Origin of the sequence: Pedobacter nutrimenti (genome assembly GCF_003208655.1) — a bacterium.
Taxonomy (GTDB): Bacteria; Bacteroidota; Bacteroidia; order Sphingobacteriales; family Sphingobacteriaceae; genus Pedobacter; species Pedobacter nutrimenti.
On sequence record NZ_QKLU01000001.1, the window covers coordinates 306,290 to 325,768 of the forward strand.

Annotated in this window: 14 protein-coding genes and 1 riboswitch; of the genes, 8 read left to right on the top strand and 6 right to left on the bottom strand. The window is 40.3% G+C overall.

Going from position 1 to position 19,479, the window contains the following annotated elements; all coding sequences use genetic code 11:
* Positions 1-28: 28 nt before the first annotated feature.
* On the bottom strand, positions 29-910 hold the full coding sequence (locus B0O44_RS01250) for an N-acetylmuramoyl-L-alanine amidase family protein (protein ID WP_245943508.1): 882 nt from the start codon (positions 908-910) through the stop codon (positions 29-31).
* A gap of 56 nt (positions 911-966) precedes the next feature.
* Between B0O44_RS01250 and B0O44_RS01255 the strand changes: the two genes are divergently transcribed.
* The 3 genes from B0O44_RS01255 (at position 967) to B0O44_RS01265 (ending at position 6,342) form a co-directional block, all read left to right on the top strand.
* Positions 967-3,627 (top strand): putative LPS assembly protein LptD, encoded by a 2,661-nt coding sequence (locus tag B0O44_RS01255; RefSeq protein WP_110826884.1) that lies wholly within the window; start codon positions 967-969, stop codon positions 3,625-3,627.
* Between the two features lie 10 nt (positions 3,628-3,637).
* The gene (locus B0O44_RS01260) at positions 3,638-4,888 is read left to right on the top strand and encodes a CinA family nicotinamide mononucleotide deamidase-related protein (protein ID WP_110826885.1); all 1,251 of its coding nucleotides are present in this window, start codon (positions 3,638-3,640) and stop codon (positions 4,886-4,888) included.
* A gap of 122 nt (positions 4,889-5,010) precedes the next feature.
* Positions 5,011-6,342, top strand: a complete 1,332-nt coding sequence (locus B0O44_RS01265; protein WP_110826886.1) for a dihydrolipoamide acetyltransferase family protein — start codon at positions 5,011-5,013, stop codon at positions 6,340-6,342.
* A 50-nt stretch (positions 6,343-6,392) separates the two neighbouring features.
* Here the strand turns inward: B0O44_RS01265 and B0O44_RS01270 are convergent, their stop codons facing one another.
* The 4 genes from B0O44_RS01270 to B0O44_RS01285 all read right to left on the bottom strand — a co-directional run bounded on the left by B0O44_RS01270 (position 6,393) and on the right by B0O44_RS01285 (position 11,710).
* The gene (locus B0O44_RS01270; protein WP_110826887.1) at positions 6,393-7,637 is read right to left on the bottom strand and encodes a homoserine dehydrogenase; all 1,245 of its coding nucleotides are present in this window, start codon (positions 7,635-7,637) and stop codon (positions 6,393-6,395) included.
* Positions 7,638-8,696, bottom strand: a complete 1,059-nt coding sequence (locus B0O44_RS01275) for a homoserine O-acetyltransferase family protein (protein ID WP_110827505.1) — start codon at positions 8,694-8,696, stop codon at positions 7,638-7,640. It abuts the gene before it with no gap.
* A gap of 19 nt (positions 8,697-8,715) precedes the next feature.
* Positions 8,716-10,032 carry an O-acetylhomoserine aminocarboxypropyltransferase/cysteine synthase family protein gene (locus B0O44_RS01280; protein ID WP_211321286.1) on the bottom strand — a complete coding sequence of 439 codons (1,317 nt, stop codon included), beginning with the start codon at positions 10,030-10,032 and terminating at the stop codon, positions 8,716-8,718.
* 280 nt (positions 10,033-10,312) lie between these two features.
* Positions 10,313-10,425, bottom strand: a riboswitch (SAM riboswitch).
* Between the two features lie 169 nt (positions 10,426-10,594).
* Positions 10,595-11,710 (bottom strand): trans-sulfuration enzyme family protein, encoded by a 1,116-nt coding sequence (locus B0O44_RS01285; RefSeq protein WP_110826889.1) that lies wholly within the window; start codon positions 11,708-11,710, stop codon positions 10,595-10,597.
* Between the two features lie 111 nt (positions 11,711-11,821).
* Here B0O44_RS01285 and B0O44_RS01290 point away from each other — a divergent pair, with 111 nt between their 5' ends.
* Positions 11,822-12,322, top strand: coding sequence for a lipocalin family protein (locus B0O44_RS01290; RefSeq protein ID WP_110826890.1), 501 nt, complete (start codon positions 11,822-11,824; stop codon positions 12,320-12,322).
* A gap of 74 nt (positions 12,323-12,396) precedes the next feature.
* Here B0O44_RS01290 and purL read toward each other — a convergent pair whose 3' ends face one another.
* A complete protein-coding gene (purL, locus tag B0O44_RS01295; RefSeq protein WP_110826891.1) occupies positions 12,397-16,059 on the bottom strand; it encodes a phosphoribosylformylglycinamidine synthase in 3,663 nt (1,220 codons plus the stop codon).
* A 133-nt stretch (positions 16,060-16,192) separates the two neighbouring features.
* Here purL and B0O44_RS01300 point away from each other — a divergent pair, with 133 nt between their 5' ends.
* The 4 genes from B0O44_RS01300 to B0O44_RS01315 all read left to right on the top strand — a co-directional run bounded on the left by B0O44_RS01300 (position 16,193) and on the right by B0O44_RS01315 (position 19,427).
* Positions 16,193-16,780, top strand: coding sequence for a hypothetical protein (locus B0O44_RS01300; protein WP_110826892.1), 588 nt, complete (start codon positions 16,193-16,195; stop codon positions 16,778-16,780).
* A 103-nt stretch (positions 16,781-16,883) separates the two neighbouring features.
* Entirely contained in the window at positions 16,884-18,077 is a 1,194-nt protein-coding gene (gene mqnE / locus B0O44_RS01305; RefSeq protein WP_110826893.1) for an aminofutalosine synthase MqnE, read from the top strand.
* The gene (locus B0O44_RS01310; RefSeq protein ID WP_110826894.1) at positions 18,077-18,712 is read left to right on the top strand and encodes a histidine phosphatase family protein; all 636 of its coding nucleotides are present in this window, start codon (positions 18,077-18,079) and stop codon (positions 18,710-18,712) included. Before mqnE ends, B0O44_RS01310 begins: the two co-directional genes overlap by 1 nt.
* Positions 18,699-19,427 (top strand): menaquinone biosynthetic enzyme MqnA/MqnD family protein, encoded by a 729-nt coding sequence (locus B0O44_RS01315; protein WP_110826895.1) that lies wholly within the window; start codon positions 18,699-18,701, stop codon positions 19,425-19,427. The genes B0O44_RS01310 and B0O44_RS01315 overlap by 14 nt, the downstream gene beginning before the upstream one ends.
* The last annotated feature ends 52 nt before the right edge of the window (positions 19,428-19,479 follow it).

Genomic DNA, 19,479 nt, shown 5'->3' on the forward strand with positions numbered 1-19,479 from the left:
AGGTAATCCTTGTTGGTTAAAATAAATTTTAGTTTCGCTCTACAGAGGCTTTATAGTTTTGAATGGCTTTTAGAATTCCATTCGTGATTTCAATTTGACCCGCTTCGGAGTTCATGTAATCTTCTTCTGTCGGATTACTGATGAAACCAATTTCGGTAAGCACAGCAGGCATACCGGCCCTGGCCAGAACAGCAAGACTTTTTTCCTGAACACCACGATCTATTCTGCCTGCATTAATGTACTGGTCCTGAATAAATTTGGCCAACTTTAGGCTCTGGGTCCTATAGGCATTTTTCATCAGGGAAAGAATAATATAGTTTTCCGGATTGTTCGGGTCAAAACCTTCATAGTTTTCTTTATAGTTTTCTTCCAGTAAAATGGCCTCGTTTTCTCTTTTGATCACATCATCCTGCTCGTTCATCCGCCCTATACCGGAAACAAAGGTTTCTGTTCCTCTTGTAGAGGTACTTTTTCTGCTGACACTTTCGGTAATCGGAATTCTTCTGCCTTTTTTTCCTTTTCTGTATCCGGTAACAATTGTTGACCTGTAGACAGGCATATCATTACAATGTATAGAAATGAAAAGATCGGCTTTTACCTTATTGGCCAGACCGATTCTATCATAAAGAGGTACAAAAACATCTTCTGTTCTGGTGTAAACCACTTTAACATCTTTTAGGTTTTCTTCAATGGCCTTACCCAGTCTTAATGCTGTTTTTAACGCGACATCTTTCTCTGTGGAATAGAGCCCTCTTGTGCTCCCGTCCTTGCCTCCATGACCTGCATCAATAACGATAGTTTTTATTTTATAATCTTGCGTAAATCCTTGATAGTTAGAAGATATAATAATAAGTACAGAAATAAATGCGATCAATATTACATTTGGTCTAACCAATGCTATATTTTTCATTAATTTTGAACGTTTTGGATTAAACATTAATGCAAAAATAACATTCACAGACGAATTTGAAACTTTTACGCAATATCATTTTATTAAAATCATTTCTTTTACTGTCCGCTATTGGCAATTACGCTGTTGCGTTTTCTGGTTTTTCGGCCTTTCAGGTTCCTCAAAAGCAGGATACACTTAAAAGGGACACTACAAAAAATAAAGCCAAAAAAGATGCCGAGCTGGATTCCAAAGTAGAATATAAAGCACAAGACTCTACAAAATATAGTAAGGATAGAAGTATTATTTATCTGTATGGAAAAGCGAGGGTTATTTATCAGTCCTTTGAACTTGATGCGGATTACATCAGATACGATTCAAAAACCAATGTTATTTTTGCAAGCGGACGTAAGGATGCTAAGGGGCACTATATTGGAAAGCCGATTTTCAAAATGGAAAAGGATGGCTCTTCTGTAGCTGATTCTTTGTTTTATAATACCAAAACAGGAAAGGGAACGGTTTTTAATGCCTTTACAGAACAACAGGGGAGTTTCTTTTCGGGGGGACAAAGTAAAAAACAACCCGATAATGAAGTGCATGTAAAAAACATGATTTACAGTACCTGTAATTTGCCCCATCCGCATTTTGGCTTTTTTATTACTAAAGGGATCGTGACCGAAAGACAGGTGATTACAGGACCAGTCTATCTGGAGATAGAGGATATTCCATTGCCGCTGGCACTTCCATTTGCTTTTTTCCCCAAGCCTAATAAAAAATCTTCAGGAGTAATCCTGCCCAGCCCTGGTGAAGATGCGAATCAGGGCTTTTTTCTTAGGGATGGGGGCTATTATTTGGGCATTAGCGATAACTGGGATGCCAAACTGCTCGGAACAATTTATACCAAGGGATCTTACAGCTTATCAGGTGCTTCCAATTACTTAAAGCGCTATAAGTATGGAGGGAATATCCTTTTAACCTATACCAGTACAAAGTCGGGTGTAGAAGGAACGCTGGAAAACAGGCCAAGAAAGGATTTTAACATTACCTGGAACCATAGCCAGAACCCTAATGCGCATCCGGGCTCGACGTTTAGCGCCTCGGTGAATGCGGGTACTTCTTCATTTTATCAGAACAGTGTTGCCACAACCAATTATAATCCCAATGCGATTTCTACAAATGTTTTACGGTCCAGTATCAGTTACAGTAAAACGATGGGCATCTTTAACTTGAGCACTAACGTGGGTGCCAGTCAGGAAACCCAAAGCAAAACCGTGAGTTTGACTTTGCCGCAAATTAACCTGAGTATGACCAGTATAAATCCTTTTGACTCAAAAAATAGGGTGGGCGAGCAAAAGTGGTATCAGAAATTCAACCTGGGGTACAATATGGATGCGACCAACTCGGTCAGTACCAGGGAAGACCTTTTGTTTGGAAAAGGTGGACTGAAAAGATTTCAAAACGGATTTAACCATAACCTGACCGGGTCATTGCCTTTTAACGTTGCGAAGTATTTTAATTTTACGGTAAGTGCAAATTATAATGAACAATGGCATTTTCAAACCTTGCGCCAAACTGCCCTTAGAATTTTAAACAGGCCCGATTCTATTGTGTATGATACCATTTCAGGATTCAAAAGATCTGGTGAATATAACTTGAATTTAGGTTTGACCACCAAAATTTACAACACACTTCAATTTAAAAAAGGGGGAAAAATTCAGGCCATTCGTCATGTGATGACCCCTAATATTGGTTTTAGCTATAAACCGGATTTTTCAACTTTCAGCAAAGGATATTATAAACCTTTATTATACCAGGATGGCACACCAGTCTGGGACCCTAGTTTTAATGCTCCCAAAAAATATTCTATTTTTCAAAATACACGTTACACAGGACCCGGACAGGGACAAACCGCTGCAATTAATTTCGGTTTGACAAATGATGTGGAGTTGAAGGTACTGTCTTCCAAGGATACCACAGGAACGGGAACCAAGAAAATTCCGATCATACAGGGTTTAAATATTAACAGTGGTTATAATTTTTTGTTACCGGCTTATAAACTGGCCGATTTTAGCTTCAGTGGAAGATCCCAGTTTACGGAAAAGATTGGGATTAACTTTAGTGGCTCTTTGACACCTTATGATACCAAAACAGTTCCGGATTCCATTACCCATATTGGTAATACGAAAGTTTTGATAGACAGATACGTTTGGCAGAATGGCAAATTGCCAAGGTTAACTGCCTTTGGCTTTTCATTTGATTATAGCTTTAACCCTGCTTCCTTCAAAAAAAGACAGGATAACCTCGATAAAATGCAAAACGGGGTTGCAAAACAAGGTCTGTCCCCGGAACAGGCCGCAGAGCTGGCAGCCATTAGCCGCGATCCAAATGCCTTTGTGGATTTTAATATTCCCTGGAACTTTGCATTTGCCTATAGTTTTCAGTATAGTGCAGACAGAACTGGGTTAAACGGAAGAACCTATAATACCTTAACCTTTAACGGGGATTTTAATGCAACTCCAAAATGGAAGGTGCAGTTCAATTCCGGCTATAACTTTGAGACAAAAAACCTCGCCTTAACCACCTTTTCCATTTACAGAGATTTGCATTGCTGGGATATGAGTTTTCAATGGGTCCCTTTTGGTACCTATAGGATGTATTCTATGACGTTAAGGGTTAAAGCTTCTATTTTACAAGATCTTAAACTGAGTAAACAGGCGAGTTCCAATTCCCGCTTTTAATTGATCATTTATGTTAGCTGAAATTATTACTATAGGCGATGAAATTCTAATCGGACAGATTGTAGATACCAATTCTGCCTGGATGGCCAAACAGCTTAACCTGATTGGAATGAAAGTAAAACAGATTACTTCGGTTTCCGATGATGCTGAGCATATTATGCAGGCACTTTCTGAAGCAAGAAAAAGGGCCGAAGTGGTATTGATTACCGGTGGGCTTGGTCCAACAAAGGATGATATTACCAAAATAACGCTGGCCAAGTATTTCAATATGGGTTTCAGACGGGATGAGCAAACTTTAAAACATGTAGAATCTATTTTTGAAAGGTTCAAAAAGCCCATGCTGGACATCAATAAAAAACAGGCAGATGTTCCCGATGGCTGTCTGGTGATTCAAAATAAGAATGGGACAGCCCCCTGTATGTGGTTTGAGCATCAGGGGACAATTTTTGTGTCTATGCCAGGCGTACCTTTTGAAATGATGTACCTGATGGACGATGAAATTTTGCCAAGATTGAAAAAGGCTTTCCAGCTTCCGGTGATTTATCATAAAACCATTTTGACTGTAAATATTGGTGAGTCTTTTCTGGCCCAGGAAATAGAAGAAATTGAAAACAGTCTGCCCTCATTTATTAAACTTGCTTATTTGCCAAAATTAGGGCAGTTGCGTTTACGGTTAAGCGCCTCAGGAGAAGACGAAGTATTGCTTAAAAAAGAAGTTGATCATTATGCTGCACTGATTATAAATAAGATAAAGCCTTTTGTGGTCATTGATCAGGACCTGCCACTTGAAAAAGCTTTGCTTGATCTGATGGAGTCAAAAAACATAACCCTTTCAACTGCAGAAAGCTGTACAGGTGGATACATCGCCCATCTGATTACACAGCATCCGGGATGTTCTGTTGTATATCAGGGCGGTGCAGTAACCTATTCTTATGAACTGAAAGAGTCGGTTTTGGGCGTTTCTAAGAAGACTCTTGATCGTTATGGAGCAGTAAGTGAGCAGACGGTTGAAGAAATGGCCCTGGGGGCTTTAGCGCATTTCAAAACGGATTATGCAGTTGCTGTAAGTGGCATTGCCGGACCCGATGGCGGAACAGAGGATAAGCCGGTTGGAACAGTATGGATAGCTGTTGCAGGTGAGGGAAAAGTAAAAGCTAAATTGTTCCATTTTGCAGGGAAAAGACTTCAGAATATAGAACGTTCTGCGGTAGCTGCATTGGGCATGGTCTTAAATCTGGTCAGAGAAAACAGACCAATATAAATTTTGTTATTTTATGGATTTGAAGAATAAATAACAATCTGTTTCAACTTGGCTATCATTAAGTCTGTAAAAAGATTTACTTTTGCAGCGGATAACGAATTATAAATTTACTGTAAACCAAAATGGCTCAATACGAATTACTGTTACCCAAAATGGGAGAGAGTGTTGCTGAAGCAACCCTGATTAAGTGGGTAAAACAACCCGGTGATATGATACTGCTGGATGACACTATATTGGAAATAGCTACCGATAAGGTTGATTCTGAAGTACCCTCACCAGTTGCAGGGAAACTGGTGAAACAGTTGTTCAAGGAAGACGATGTCGTTCAGGTCGGTGCGGTAATTGCCATTATAGAAACGGATGCTGCCGATAGTCCGGTGACCAAAGAAGAAGTTGCTGAACCACACATTGAAGAAGTGGTACAGAACATTCCAGGAACTGAGCAACTGAGCGCTACACCACAAGTATCTTTTTCTGAAACTGACCGTTTTTATTCTCCTTTGGTGAAAAGTATTGCGGCGCAGGAGAACATCAGTGTTCAGGAACTGAATTCCATTAAAGGAAGTGGGGCAGATGGACGTTTAACCAAGGACGATTTACTGAATTATATTCAGCATAAAACAGGTGCAGGAAAAATGGAAAGTACGCCTGTAGCGGCTGTTCAGGTCTCTCAGACAGAAACACAGGCAAGTGCATTGCCAACTGCGGTTAAAGCCCCGGCACCTCAAAGCGTTAGTCTGAATGGCGGTGATGAGCTCATTGAAATGGACAGAATGAGAAAACTTATTGCCGAGCACATGGTTATGAGTAAACAGACCTCTCCTCATGTGACTTCTTTTGTTGAAGCCGATGTAACCAATATGGTTTTATGGAGAGAAAAAGTGAAAAAGAACTTTGAAAAAAGGGAGAATGAAAAAATCACTTTTACACCCATTTTCATAGAAGCGGTAACCAAGGCGATCAAAGACTTTCCAATGATCAATGTAAGTGTTAATGGTAGTCAGATTATAAAAAAACGGGATATAAACATTGGAATGGCTGCTGCTTTACCAAGTGGTAATTTGATTGTTCCGGTGATAAAAAATGCCGATCAGTTAAACCTGGTTGGTTTGACCAAATCGGTCAATGACCTGGCAAACAGGGCGCGTATTTCCAAACTTAAGCCAGATGAAACTCAAAATGGTACTTTTACGCTAACCAATGTGGGATCTTTTGGAAACGTGATGGGGACACCGATCATCAATCAACCGCAGGTAGCCATATTGGCTGTTGGTGCTATAAAAAAGAAACCAGCGGTCCTGGAAACAGAATTTGGAGATGTGATTGCAATTCGTCATATGATGTTCCTGTCGCTGTCTTATGACCATAGGGTAGTAGACGGTGCACTGGGTGGATCTTTTGTACGGAGGGTAGCAGATTACCTTGAAAACTGGGATGTAAACAGAGAAATATAAAATAAAAAGGCCGGATAAATATCCGGCCTTTTTATTTTATTACCTGATATCTAAGAATGTAAAGCAGCCTCTTCTTCTGCTACAGCTTTAATTTGTTGTTCTGTATAATTGTAGCGGCCAGTATGCGCAATAAATATATTTTTTTCCTGAAGCAACTCTTTGTTGGCCAGTAAATCTTTTAGGCTGACGCTACCAATAACGTATTTATAGTCGTTACGGGTAAAACGCTCTACAATGTTTTGAATTTTAAGTTTCTCTACGGTGTATTCATGTTCGTAACGGAGATAAATCTCTATATTGACATTGTCTGTATGGCTCAAACCATTTTGCTGGTGGTATTTTTTGTATTCATATTTATAACCGTACCGCAAGGCAGCAATGTCCGATAATACGGCAGCCCCGGTTGGATGACCACCGGCACCTTTACCAAAAAAGAACTGTTTGTCTGCGAAGGCTGCCTGAACGGTTACACCATTATATTCATTTTCAACATTGAATAAAAAGTCGTCTGACTTTACAAATTTTGGCAGCACATAGGTAATGATTTGCTTTGTGCTTATCTTTCTGGCTGTGGGTACAAGCTTTATTTTAAAATTCTTTTCCCTGGCATAATTGATGTCATTTTCGGATAAATTTTGAATACCTACATTAAGAATTTTATCTGGATTGATGAACAGGCCGTAAGCGTGTGCAGTGGCAATGGCGAGCTTAAATTTAGGATCATAGCCACCAACATCAAGAATAGGGTTTGTTTCTGCAAAGCCAAGGTCCTGTGCTTGCTTCAGGGCTATATGATAATCCAGGTTTTCATTAAATATTTTGGAAAGGATATAATTGGAAGATCCATTAAATATACCGCTTATCCCATGAAGTAGTTCATTGTCGTAGTATTCCTCCAGGTTTCTGATAATTGGAATACTTCCGCATACAGCTCCTTCATATAGTAAAGAAGCGCCATATTTTTCCTGAAGTTCGACCAGTTCCGAAAGGTGGCTGGCAATCATTTTTTTATTTGCTGAAACAACATGTTTTCCTGAGATCAAAGCCCTGCGGACAATTTGAAATGCAGCATCTGCATCATCTATCAACTCAACGATGGTGTTAATTTCAGGATTGTTCAGCAACTCATCGTGATTGGTTGTAAATAAGCCTGCTTCAAGGCTGCGTTTTTTATCGGGATTTTTGATGGCAATTTTTATAATCTCCAGATTGAGGTCCTGTCCTTTGATGATGTCATGGAGCCCTTGTCCGACCACCCCAAAACCAAATAACCCGATTTTAAGTCTATTACTCATTTATGCTGTTTTATGTAGTTTAATAATCTTTTTATTTATACTTTCTTTTAAAAAATTGCCAATCACATTGGTTAGTGTGTCTGTTTCAATAAGAAATCCATCGTGACCATAGGCTGAAGTAATGGCGTGAAATTCTGCGTCTTTAATATGTTCACTTAAAAATTTTTGCTCAGATAAAGGGAACAGTACATCATTCTCGACGCCAATAATTAAGGAATTGGCTTTTACATCTGCTAAAGCATCGATGATGCTTTTTTTACCTCTTCCTACATTATGGCTGTCCATAGCTTTGCTCAGGTACCAGTAGCTATAGGCGTTGAAACGTTTACAAAGTTTTTCGCCCTGGTAATTCTGATAGGAAGAAGCCCTGAAATCAGTGACTTTATGATTAACGCTTTCCAGTTGGGTAGAAGCATAGGCATCATAAGTTCTATAAGACAGTAAAGCTATGCTTCTGGCTACTTTAAGGCCTTTTGATCCTCCTTCGGGTTGCTGGGCATAGAATGTCCGGTCTGTACTGATGGCCAACCGCTGACTTTCATTAAAAGCAATGCCCCATGGAGAATGTACAGCATTAGTGGCAACCAGGATCAGGTTGTCGATTTTTGAAGGATCTGCAATGGCCCATTCCAGTGCCTGCTGTCCGCCAAGTGAGCCACCAATTAATACCTTGATTTGCTGGACTAAAAGATGATCAGCTAAAAGTTGATGGGCTTTTACAAGGTCTCTTATGGTAAATTCCGGAAAAGAGAGGTAATAGGGTTGTCCGGTTATGGGGTTCGTACTCAAAGGATTGGTAGAGCCATAATGTGAGCCGATTACATTGGCACAAATGATAAAATGCTCTTCGGGATTAAAGAGCGCTTTTGTTCCAAAAAGCCCTTTCCACCAATCAAGTACATCTGCATTGGCAGTTAGTGCATGGCAGGCCCAGATGACATTGTCTTTTTTTGCATTGAGCCTGCCATAGGTCTGGTAAGCAATTTCTAAACCCCGGAGTTTTTTTCCGTTCTCCAGTTTAAATAGTTTTTTATGATGATATATGTTTGTTGTACCCATTGTTTTGTTTGATTTGATCTTAAGCAGGTTGTTGTTCTGTGATTTTAGCGAAAGCCTGTTCGAAATCTGCTTTGATGTCATCGATGTGCTCAATTCCTACTGATACACGTAACAATGTCGGGCTGACACCGGCAGCAACTTGTTCTGTTTCACTTAATTGTTGATGAGTTGTTGCCGAAGGCTGTATGATCAGCGTTTTTGCATCGCCTACATTGGCCAGGTGACTCACCAGCTTCAAATTGTCTACTACCGCTGCAACATCTTCCTTAGTGCCATCAAGTTCAAAGGAAAGGACCGCACCAAAACCATGTTTAAGATATTTTTTCGCCAGAATATGATAAGGACTGCTTTCCAGACCAGGGTAATTTACTTTTCGCACCAGGGGAAGATTTTCAAGCCAGACAGCCAGGGCAAGTGCATTGTCAATATGACGTTGTACACGCAGGGAAAGCGTTTCCAATCCCTGAAGCAGGAGGAAGGAATTAAAAGGAGATAAGGCTGGTCCAAAATCTCTTAAGCCTTCCACACGGGCACGAATGGCGAATTGAATATTTCCAAAAGGTCCGTTGATCCCAAATACATCATTGAAAACCAGACCGTGATAACCTTCAGACGGATCGGTAAATTGTGGAAATTTACCATTGCCCCAGTTGTAATTTCCTCCATCAACGATTACGCCGCCAATACTTGTACCGTGGCCGCCAATCCATTTGGTGGCAGACTGGACCACAACATGTGCGCCATGTTCCAGTGGACGGAAAAGGTAGCCCGCCGCACCAAAGGTATTGTCTACGATAAGGGGAAGGTCATACTTGTTTGCAATTCCTGCAATTTTTTCGAAATCTGGAATACTGAAAGAAGGATTTCCAATACTTTCCAGATAAATGGCCTTGGTTTTTTCATCAATCTTAGAAATAAAATCGGCTGGCTCATCCGGGTTTGCAAAGCGTACCTCAATACCCAGTCTTTTAAAGGCAACTTTAAACTGATTATAGCTTCCTCCGTATAAATGAGAAGAAGAAACAAAGTTATCTCCCGATTGAAGAATATTGTTCAGTGCGATAAACTGAGCGGCCTGACCAGAGGCTACGGCTACTGCAGTTACGCCGCCTTCCAAAGCAGCCACCCGTTTTTCGAATACATCAGTTGTTGGATTCATAATCCGGGTATAGATATTTCCAAATTCTTTTAATGCAAAAAGATTTGCCCCATGTTCAGAATTTTTAAATTCATAAGAGGTGGTTTGATAAATAGGGACAGCTCTTGATCCGGTTGTTGGGTCGCTTTCCTGGCCGGCGTGTAATTGTAAAGTTTCGAATTTATATGATGCAGACATGTTGATTTGTTTTAAGTAAATTTCTGTTTGTTGTGAATTTGAGCTTTAAATCTAAAGCATAGAAAACTTGCGTACCTCTGTTTAAGAGGCCTTCCGGATTGATGGTTAAGAACAAAAAGGAAGATTTTTAATTCTGATGTATGCAGCAGCACATACAAATTGATGGCTGCAGAGTACAACAAGCAGATGTATTACTTAGAATAAGTTCTACAGAAGGGCTGTTGAAGCCTGGATTTTCGCGAAAGCGGATTTGATTGTAATTGATGTTCATTTTAGTTCAAATTTATCTTTCCAGTCAACACCTGTTGACTGGTCAGGAATTGGCACCTTCTTCCGTTTGGTAGGGTTGCCAGTGGGTCAATGAGCCTGTCTCTCGCCACTTCTTTATAAATCAAACCCCTGCAAAGAGGTAATGACTTGATCAGCTATTGCTGATGATGGTACAAATATAGAGAATAAAAATTACATACAAAATATAATTCTGATTTTTTTGAATTTTAGGGTTGGTATTGCAAATAAAATTAGGTTAAAAGCCTCTATGCAATTAATATGTTGGTGAACTTTAATTCAAGGCCTGTTCCAAATCTGAAATAAGATCATCAATATGTTCAAGTCCTGCCGATATCCGGATCAGGTTTTGAGGCGTTTTTGTGTCTGGCCCTTCCACAGAGGCCCTGTGTTCTATAAGGCTTTCCACCCCACCAAGGCTGGTGGCTTGCGCAAATATTTTTACGCTATTGACTACTTTTTTGGCCTCAGTTACACCTCCTTTAACTAAAATCGACAGCATACCTCCAAAGCCAGTCATTTGAGCCGCGGCAATTTTATGTAGGGGATGGGTGTTTAAGCCAGGATAATACACCGTTTCTATTTTAGGATGTTTTTCCAGGAAAAGAGCAAGGGCCATACCGTTATGGCAATGTCCCTGCATGCGATAGGATAAGGTTTTTATGCTTCTTAACAAAAGATAGCAATCAAAAGGGGAGGGAACAGCGCCACCGATTTGCTGGATATTTCTTATTTTTTCCCAGTACTCATTACGCTTGGAAGTGATCAGTGCGCCGCCAAGTACATCACTATGGCCTCCAATATATTTTGTGGAAGAATGCATCACGATATCTGCACCCAGTTGAATCGGATTTTGAAGACAAGGGGATGCAAAAGTACTGTCACAGGCAAATATCAGGTTGTGTTTTCTTGTTATAGCGGCGATGGCAGGGATATCTGTAATTTTTAAAAGTGGATTCGAAGGGCTTTCTGCCCATATCATCACGGTATTGGGTTTCAGAAAGGCTTCAATTTCTTCTGTTTTGGTCAGATCAATAAAGTCAAATTCAAGAGTGTATTCAAAAATGGACTGTAATTGCTTTTTGAAGCCCCAATACATGTCATCTGGTGCTATTATATGACTGCCTGGTTTTAGTGCCTGAAAAATGCTCATTCCTGCTGCATTACCTGAAGAGAAGGTACAGGCATCTTCTCCATGTTCGAGTTCTGACAGCACTTTTTCCAATGCTGTCCGGTTGGGGTTACTGACCCTGCTGTACATATGTCCTCCCGGGTATCCACCTTGTTCATCCCTTAAAAAGGTTGTAGAAAGGCTAATTGGAGGGGTAACATCACCAGTGGCAGATTTATATAGGTTTCCACTATGTATGGCAAGGGTTTCAGGCTTCATATAATTAATTTTATAAAGATAATTGTCGTTGTTCTCAAATTTAGGTGATAAAATTTAAAAGCAGTTCTATTTTGGCAGGATTTATGTATTGATCCGACAAAAGACAAGTATATGAAAAGAATATTAGTTATAGCTGCCATTTTATGTAGTTCATTAATGGTTTTACAAAGTTGTTCAACACCGAAGGGTGCTTCTTCTGCCACTGCTGATTTGAAAAGGGGAAGAGTAACCGGAACATGGATCCTGAACGATATAACTTTTGATGGTATTCCGCCTATAGCAGTCAGAGGCCTGTTTGATGAGCCATCCTATAAATGTTTTGTTGGGAGTACCTGGCGTTTAACAAACAGCGGTAACGGAAGTTATGCTTTACCAGGTGGGGGAGATGGCTGTATTGCTAAAACACAAACTATTTTCTGGTCTGTAAGCACCGGTGATGGAACTTTTCAGTTTAAAAAATTATACGAAGGTGATAAGGCCAAAAATGTAACCTCTGGTTACAGGTTAATTCTTTCTGCCACTACTGGGGATAACCTGGTTTTGAAATCGCCAATCACTTATGGAAATACAACAGCTTACATCGTAATGAATTTTTCGAAAGCTGCAAAATAATTTGGTTAGTAAATTTGGTTTAGGTTAAAAAGGAGGCTCTGGTTAAGCCTCCTTTTTTTTGTCCTGAATTTTTGCTACTTCTGATTGTCAAGCCATTTTCTGGCATTAACAAAGGCCTCCATCCATGGAGAAACCTCATCTTTACGGTCTTGTGGGTAATTTGCCCAATGCCATTGAAACAGGGAACGTTCAATGTGGGGCATCATCACCAGGTGTCTTCCTGTTTGATCACACATCATCGCTGTATTGTAATCTGAACCATTTGGATTTGCCGGATAGCTTTCATATGCATATTTTGCAACCAAATGATATTGATCTTCAGCATAAGGTAGATGAAATTTCCCCTCACCATGTGATACCCATACACCTAAAGTACTCCCAGCCAGAGAAGACAGCATAACAGAATTGTTTTCCTGAATGGTTAAGGAAGTGAAAATGCTTTCATGTTTACGGCTATCGTTGTGGAGCATCGCTGGTTTTTGCTCATGGTCAGGGTTAATCAGACCCAATTCAATAAACAACTGACATCCATTGCAGATTCCGACTGATAAAGTGTCTGGTCTTTTAAAGAAATTTTCCAAGGCTGTTCTGGCTTTTTCGTTGTATAGAAATGCTCCGGCCCATCCTTTGGCAGATCCCAGAACGTCAGAATTGGAAAAACCTCCGACGGCGCCTATAAATTGTATGTCTTCAAGTGTTTCCCTGCCGGAAATCAGGTCTGTCATATGAACATCTTTGACGTCAAAGCCCGCAAGGTACATGGCATTGGCCAGTTCCCTTTCAGAATTGCTTCCCTTTTCACGGATTACTGCAGCTTTTGGTCTCGCCTTAGTATCGTCTATTTCTGGTTTTTTTCCGGTAAACTGAGTCGGGAAATTATATTTTAAAAGGTGCTTTTTGTAATTGTCAAAACGTTCTTTCGCCTTAACCGGGCCACTCTGTTTTTTATCCAGAAGGTAAGATGTTTTGAACCAAACATCACGCAAATGGTCAACATCGAAATCAAGCTGATCTTTAGATGTTTTGATCTGGAGTTTTGGCTGAGGGCTTACCTGGCCAATTTTATGAAATGCAATTCCTTTTGAAGCCAGGATATTCTCTACTTCATTTTCAGCCTGGAAAACAATTCCAATATTCTCTGAAAAAAGAATTTTAATGATGTCTGTTTCCTCAAGTCCGGATAAATCAATAGCAGCACCCAGATCTCTGTCGGCAAAACAAAGTTCAAGTAAGGTAGTGATTAAACCACCACTTCCAATATCATGTCCGGCTTGTATTTTTCCGGCTTTGATCAGGTCCTGAATCGCATCAAAGGTGTTTTTGAATTGTAGGGCATCTTTTACATCGGGTGTATGCTGACCAACCTTGTTCAGAATTTGTGCAAATGAGGAACCTCCCAGTTCATAACTGTCGGCGGAAAGATTAATGTAATAGATTGAACCACCATCTTTGCGCAATACCGGTTCAATAACCTTTGTAATGTCATTGCAATTTCCTGCAGCTGAAATAATTACAGTTCCCGGAGCAATAACTTCGTCCTGCTTGTATTTTTGCTTCATGGATAAAGAATCCTTACCTGTCGGAATATTGATCCCCAGCTGGATTGCAAAATCAGAACATGCCTTTACAGCTTCATAAAGACGGGCATCTTCACCTTCATTTTTACAAGCCCACATCCAGTTTGCTGAAAGGGAGACACTTTTTAGTCCATCCTTTAAAGGGGCCCAAATTAAATTGGATAGAGATTCAGCAATGGCATTTCTGCTTCCTGCGGCAGGATCAATTAAAGCAGAGGCCGGGGCGTGTCCAACTGAAGTGGCAATACCTTCTTTGCCTTGAAAATCCAATGCCATCACCCCGCAATTGTTAAGTGGCAACTGTAACGGACCGGCGCATTGTTGTTTGGCCACACGGCCACCCACACAACGGTCAACTTTATTGGTCAGCCAGTCTTTGGAGGCTACCGCCTCCAGTTGTAAAACTTGTTCCAGATAAAGATGAAGGTCTTCTTTGTTATAAGTAATAGCTTGATAGGATCTGTTGACTGTTTTATCCTCCATGATCATCTTAGGGGAACTGCCAAACATATCTTTAAGCTCGAGGTCCATTGGTTTTGCGCCTGTGGTTGCAGACTCAAAAGTAAAACGATGGTCTCCTGTTACCGTACCAACAGTGTACATAGGAGAACGCTCCCGATCAGCAATTTTTTGTAAAGTATCTAAATGTTCCTGGGCAATGACCAGCCCCATACGTTCCTGCGATTCATTCCCAATAATTTCTCTTGCCGAAAGCGTAGGGTCGCCCACAGGTAACTTATCCAGATCAATTTTACCACCGGTTTCCTCGACCAGCTCGGAAAGACAGTTTAAATGGCCTCCGGCACCATGATCATGTATGGAAACGATTGTGTTGTGTTCACTTTCCACCATTCCCCGTACCGCATTGGCTGCTCTTTTCTGCATCTCAGGGTTTGAACGTTGGATGGCATTCAATTCTATGCCCGAACCCAATGCGCCGGTATCTGCAGAAGATACAGCAGCACCACCCATACCGATCCTGTAATTTTCACCACCAAGAATAACGATCTGATCACCGGTTGCCGGTTTTTGTTTTTGAGATTGATTTGCTTTTCCATAACCAACTCCACCAGCAAGCATGATGACCTTGTCATAACCCAGCTTACGGGAATCTTCTTCATGTTCAAAGGTAAGCACCGAACCTGTAATGAGAGGTTGTCCAAATTTATTGCCAAAATCTGAAGCGCCATTAGAGGCTTTGATCAGAATATCCATTGGCGTTTGGTACAACCATTGTCTTTCTTCTACACCTTTTTCCCATGGACGGTCGTCTTCAAGTCTGGAAAGTGCAGTCATGTAAACTGCTGTACCTGCAAGAGGTAAAGAGCCCTGGCCACCTGCCAGTCTATCTCTGATTTCTCCACCTGACCCCGTCGCAGCTCCATTAAAAGGCTCTACAGTAGTCGGGAAGTTATGGGTTTCGGCTTTCAAAGAAATCACCGATTCAAAATCACTTGTCTTATAGTAATCCGGAACATCTGCCCTGGCAGGCGCAAATTGCTGAACTTTTGGCCCTTTAATGAAAGCAACGTTATCTTTATAGGCCGAAACTATTTCATTGGGATGTTCTTCTGATGTTTTACGGATGAGCTTAAATAAAGATAAAGGTTGCTCAACCCCGTCTATGACAAATTTTCCGTTGAATATTTTATGACGACAGTGTTCTGAGTTGACCTGAGAAAAACCGAATACTTCTGAATCCGTCAGAGCACGGCCTAATCTGATAGAAAGCTGGTCTAGATAAGCCACTTCTTCATCACTTAAAGATAAACCTTCCTGTATATTGTAGGCGGCAATATCTTTAATCTCCAGAATGGCTTCTGGCTGAATGTTTATGGTAAATAAATCCTGATCCAGTGTTTCAAATTTTTGGGACAGCATGGGGTCAAATCCTTCAGAATCAGCTCCTGCCTGCCTAAATTCTTCAATCCTGATGATGCCCTGGATATCCATGTTCTGAGTAATTTCTACAGCATTGGTGCTCCATGGGGTAACCATTGCTGCACGGGGCCCAATAAAAGGACCCTTTAGCAGGGGCTCTTCTGAGTGCTTAGCGCCGCCGAATAACCACTCTAATTTCGTAATATCAGTTTTGGATAGGTTTTTTTCCGTTTGTAAGGCAAAAACCGTTTGGGATGGACTGGAGAAGAAATAAATCATGTTTTTTTTTGAAATTGCAAATTTAGGTTAAAAAAATAGGATAAGCCATTTTTTGCAACGGTTTTTCATATTATTAAACGTCATCTAACAAAAAGCATTTTTTTCTATCTTTCCGGTCAAAACATCCCACCTTATGAAATCACTACTTTTTTTGCTTTTATTTCCTGTTTTTTGCTTTGGACAAGCGGATTTTTCTTCTGCAAATGGTATTCAGGATAGTGTAGCAGGTACTTCTATTGTCTTGAAGAATTACGAAGTCATTTTTCAAAAAGTTTATAGCTCTAAACTAAACCGTGATGAACTGAGTGAAAAGGTAAATAGCATGCTCTCGGTCTTTAAAGGTTTTAGAATTGAAGATGGTGGGGCTTATCGCAACCAAAATGAATTCATAGGGAGGCTTTACCGCTACCAATTTAATGAGAGAAGATTTAAAGGAAGTGTTTTTACAGGTACCATCCTGTCCTTTTTTGTAAATGCATCTGTCACTGTACAGGTTAAGGATTTCAAATATAGGGTAATTGTGTCTAACCTGGTTTTTAAAAATGTTGGGGCCGATGAAAAAAATACGGGACACGACCTGTCGTTAACGGAGTACATTACTTATAAGAAAAATACAAAAATTAAACTTTCAAAGTCAAACTTGGATCTGGCGGATTACATCAGCCGGTGTTTGTCTGCGGAATTTGATGTACTGACCACTATAGGGACGGACGATTTTTAAGTATTTCCTGTTTTACATTGTCCTGACAGCTTAAAAAGCCTAAAAAAATACGCTTGTATCAATTTTATGTTACTTTTGTCTCTATCAGATCAGAGATCAAAATATGGATACCACTGCGAAACTAACATTACTTTTGAACGATCCGGATTTACCGGAAGCCTTAAAGGCTATAGCAGAGAAAGTTCTGAACAAAGAAAGGATTACCTTTGAGGAGGGCGTTTATTTATATCAGCACGCTGAACTTGGTTATTTAGGCGTTCTTGCCAATTATATACGGGAGGAAAAACATGGTTACAAGACTTTTTTTAACCGCAATTTTCATATAGAACCAACAAATGTTTGTGTATACGATTGTAAGTTCTGTTCTTATTCCCGCTTGATTAAACAAAGGGAAGAAGGCTGGGAAATGAGTGTCGATGGTATGATGGACATTCTTAAAAAGTACGATCAGGAGCCCGTAACTGAGGTGCATGTGACCGGAGGGGTCGTACCCAAACAGAATCTGGAATTTTATTCCGAATTTTTCCGCAGGACCAAGGCACACCGGCCTGATTTACACATTAAGGCATTAACGCCTGTTGAGTATTATTATATTTTCAAAAAGGCTAAATTAAGTCATTATGAGGGTATGAAGTATTTGAAAGAAGCTGGTTTGGATTCCATGCCAGGAGGTGGGGCAGAAATTTTTCATCCGGAAGTAAGGGAAAAAATTGCTCATGATAAATGCACTGCAGAACAATGGCTGGATATTCATGAACAGGCACATAAATTAGGAATGAGGAGTAATGCCACAATGCTTTATGGTCATATAGAAGAATTTTGGCACCGGGTTGATCATATGGAAAGGCTGCGTCAGCTTCAGGATAAAACAGGAGGTTTTCAGGCCTTTATTCCTTTAAAATTCAGAAACCAAAACAACCAAATGGACCATGTGCCGGAAGTTTCTGTTATTGAAGATTTAAGAAATTATGCCATAGCAAGAATTTATATGGACAATTTTGATCATATAAAAGCTTACTGGGCTATGATTAGCCGACAGACCGCTCAATTGTCCCTAAACTTTGGTGTTGATGATATTGACGGGACGCTGGATGATACAACAAAAATTTATTCTATGGCTGGTGCAGAGGAACAAACACCGGCAATGAGCACCCAGGAATTGGTTCAGTTGATTAAACAAGTTGGAAGGGCCCCTATTGAAAGAGATACTTTATATAATGTGGTCACCGATTATACGGATGTTGTGTTTGAACAGGAAGCTAAACCTCAATATTATAAATTGCCAGTAATTAACTGATGGGTAAAGAGTTATATATTATAAGACACGGAGAAACTGATTTAAATAAACAAGGTATCGTACAAGGGAGAGGCATTAATAGTGACCTCAATGATACCGGAAGGGCGCAAGCAGAAGCTTTTTTTCAATTGTATAAAGACCTGCCTTTTGACAAGGTGTACACTTCCACTTTGAAAAGAACACACCAGACTGTAAACAAATTTATTGAGTCAGGCTTGCCCTGGGAGCAATTGAGCGGCCTGGATGAACTTGCCTGGGGAGAATGGGAAGGAAAGCCTAGTTCTGAACAGGCGCTTGCGGTGTTCAGGGAATTGGTAGAGCAATGGCAGAGTGGGGATTATGATGCAAAATTTGAGGGAGGCGAAAGCCCTGCAGAGGTTGCTGTCAGATTAACAGAGGCCGTAAATCACATCAAAAGCCATAAAAAAGAGCAATTGGTGTTGGTTTGCATGCATGGAAGGGCCATGCGTTTACTTCTTTGCCTGCTGAGTGGAAAACCGATGTCCGACATGGGTGAATTTCCTCACCAGAATACAACGCTTTACAGGGTGTCGCTTAAGGACGATATCTTTACCATTACAGACTTTAACAATACAGATCATTTAAAGGAGTTAAATAACCTTGGACAAGATTAAAATTTCAGCAGTAGCTTATACCAATACCAAACCTTTTATTTACGGAATTGAACATTCCGAAGTTAAAAATCAAATAGTTCTCAGTTTAGATATACCTTCAGATTGTGCAGCTAAATTAATTGATGGACAAGTAGATATAGGTCTGATACCTGTGGCTGCTTTCCCACAAGTTCCAAACGCAAACATTATCGCTGGTTATTGCATAGGCTCTGTTGGGGCCGTAAATTCTGTATTTATTTTTAGTGACGTTCCGGTTAAAGAGATTAAAACACTTAAACTGGATAGCCATTCCCGGACCTCCAATAATCTGGCAAAAGTGTTGTTGAAGTTTTACTGGAAACTGGATGTGGAATTTACAACTGATCCGGATGTACATGCAGATGCAATTGTTTTAATCGGGGACAGAACTTTTGGAAAAAAAGGGAACTATGCCTACGCCTATGATATGGGAGAAGAATGGATGAACTTTACCGGGCTTCCTTTTATGTATGCTGCCTGGATAGCCAACAAAAAAATCCCCGAAACTTTTGTGGCAGATTTTAATGCGGCATTAAAACTGGGCCTTGACCATAGAATGGAATTGTTAAAAGAACTTCCCCAGCATCCTGACTTCGATTTGGAAGATTATCTGATGCACAAACTGGATTTTGAGCTCACCGAGCAAAAGAAAGAAGCAATGACCCGGTTTCTTTCTTATATAAAGCAGTTGGGATAGAGCAGGTTATATTCACATTATTTAAATTTTCAACAAATCGTAAAGGCTAAAT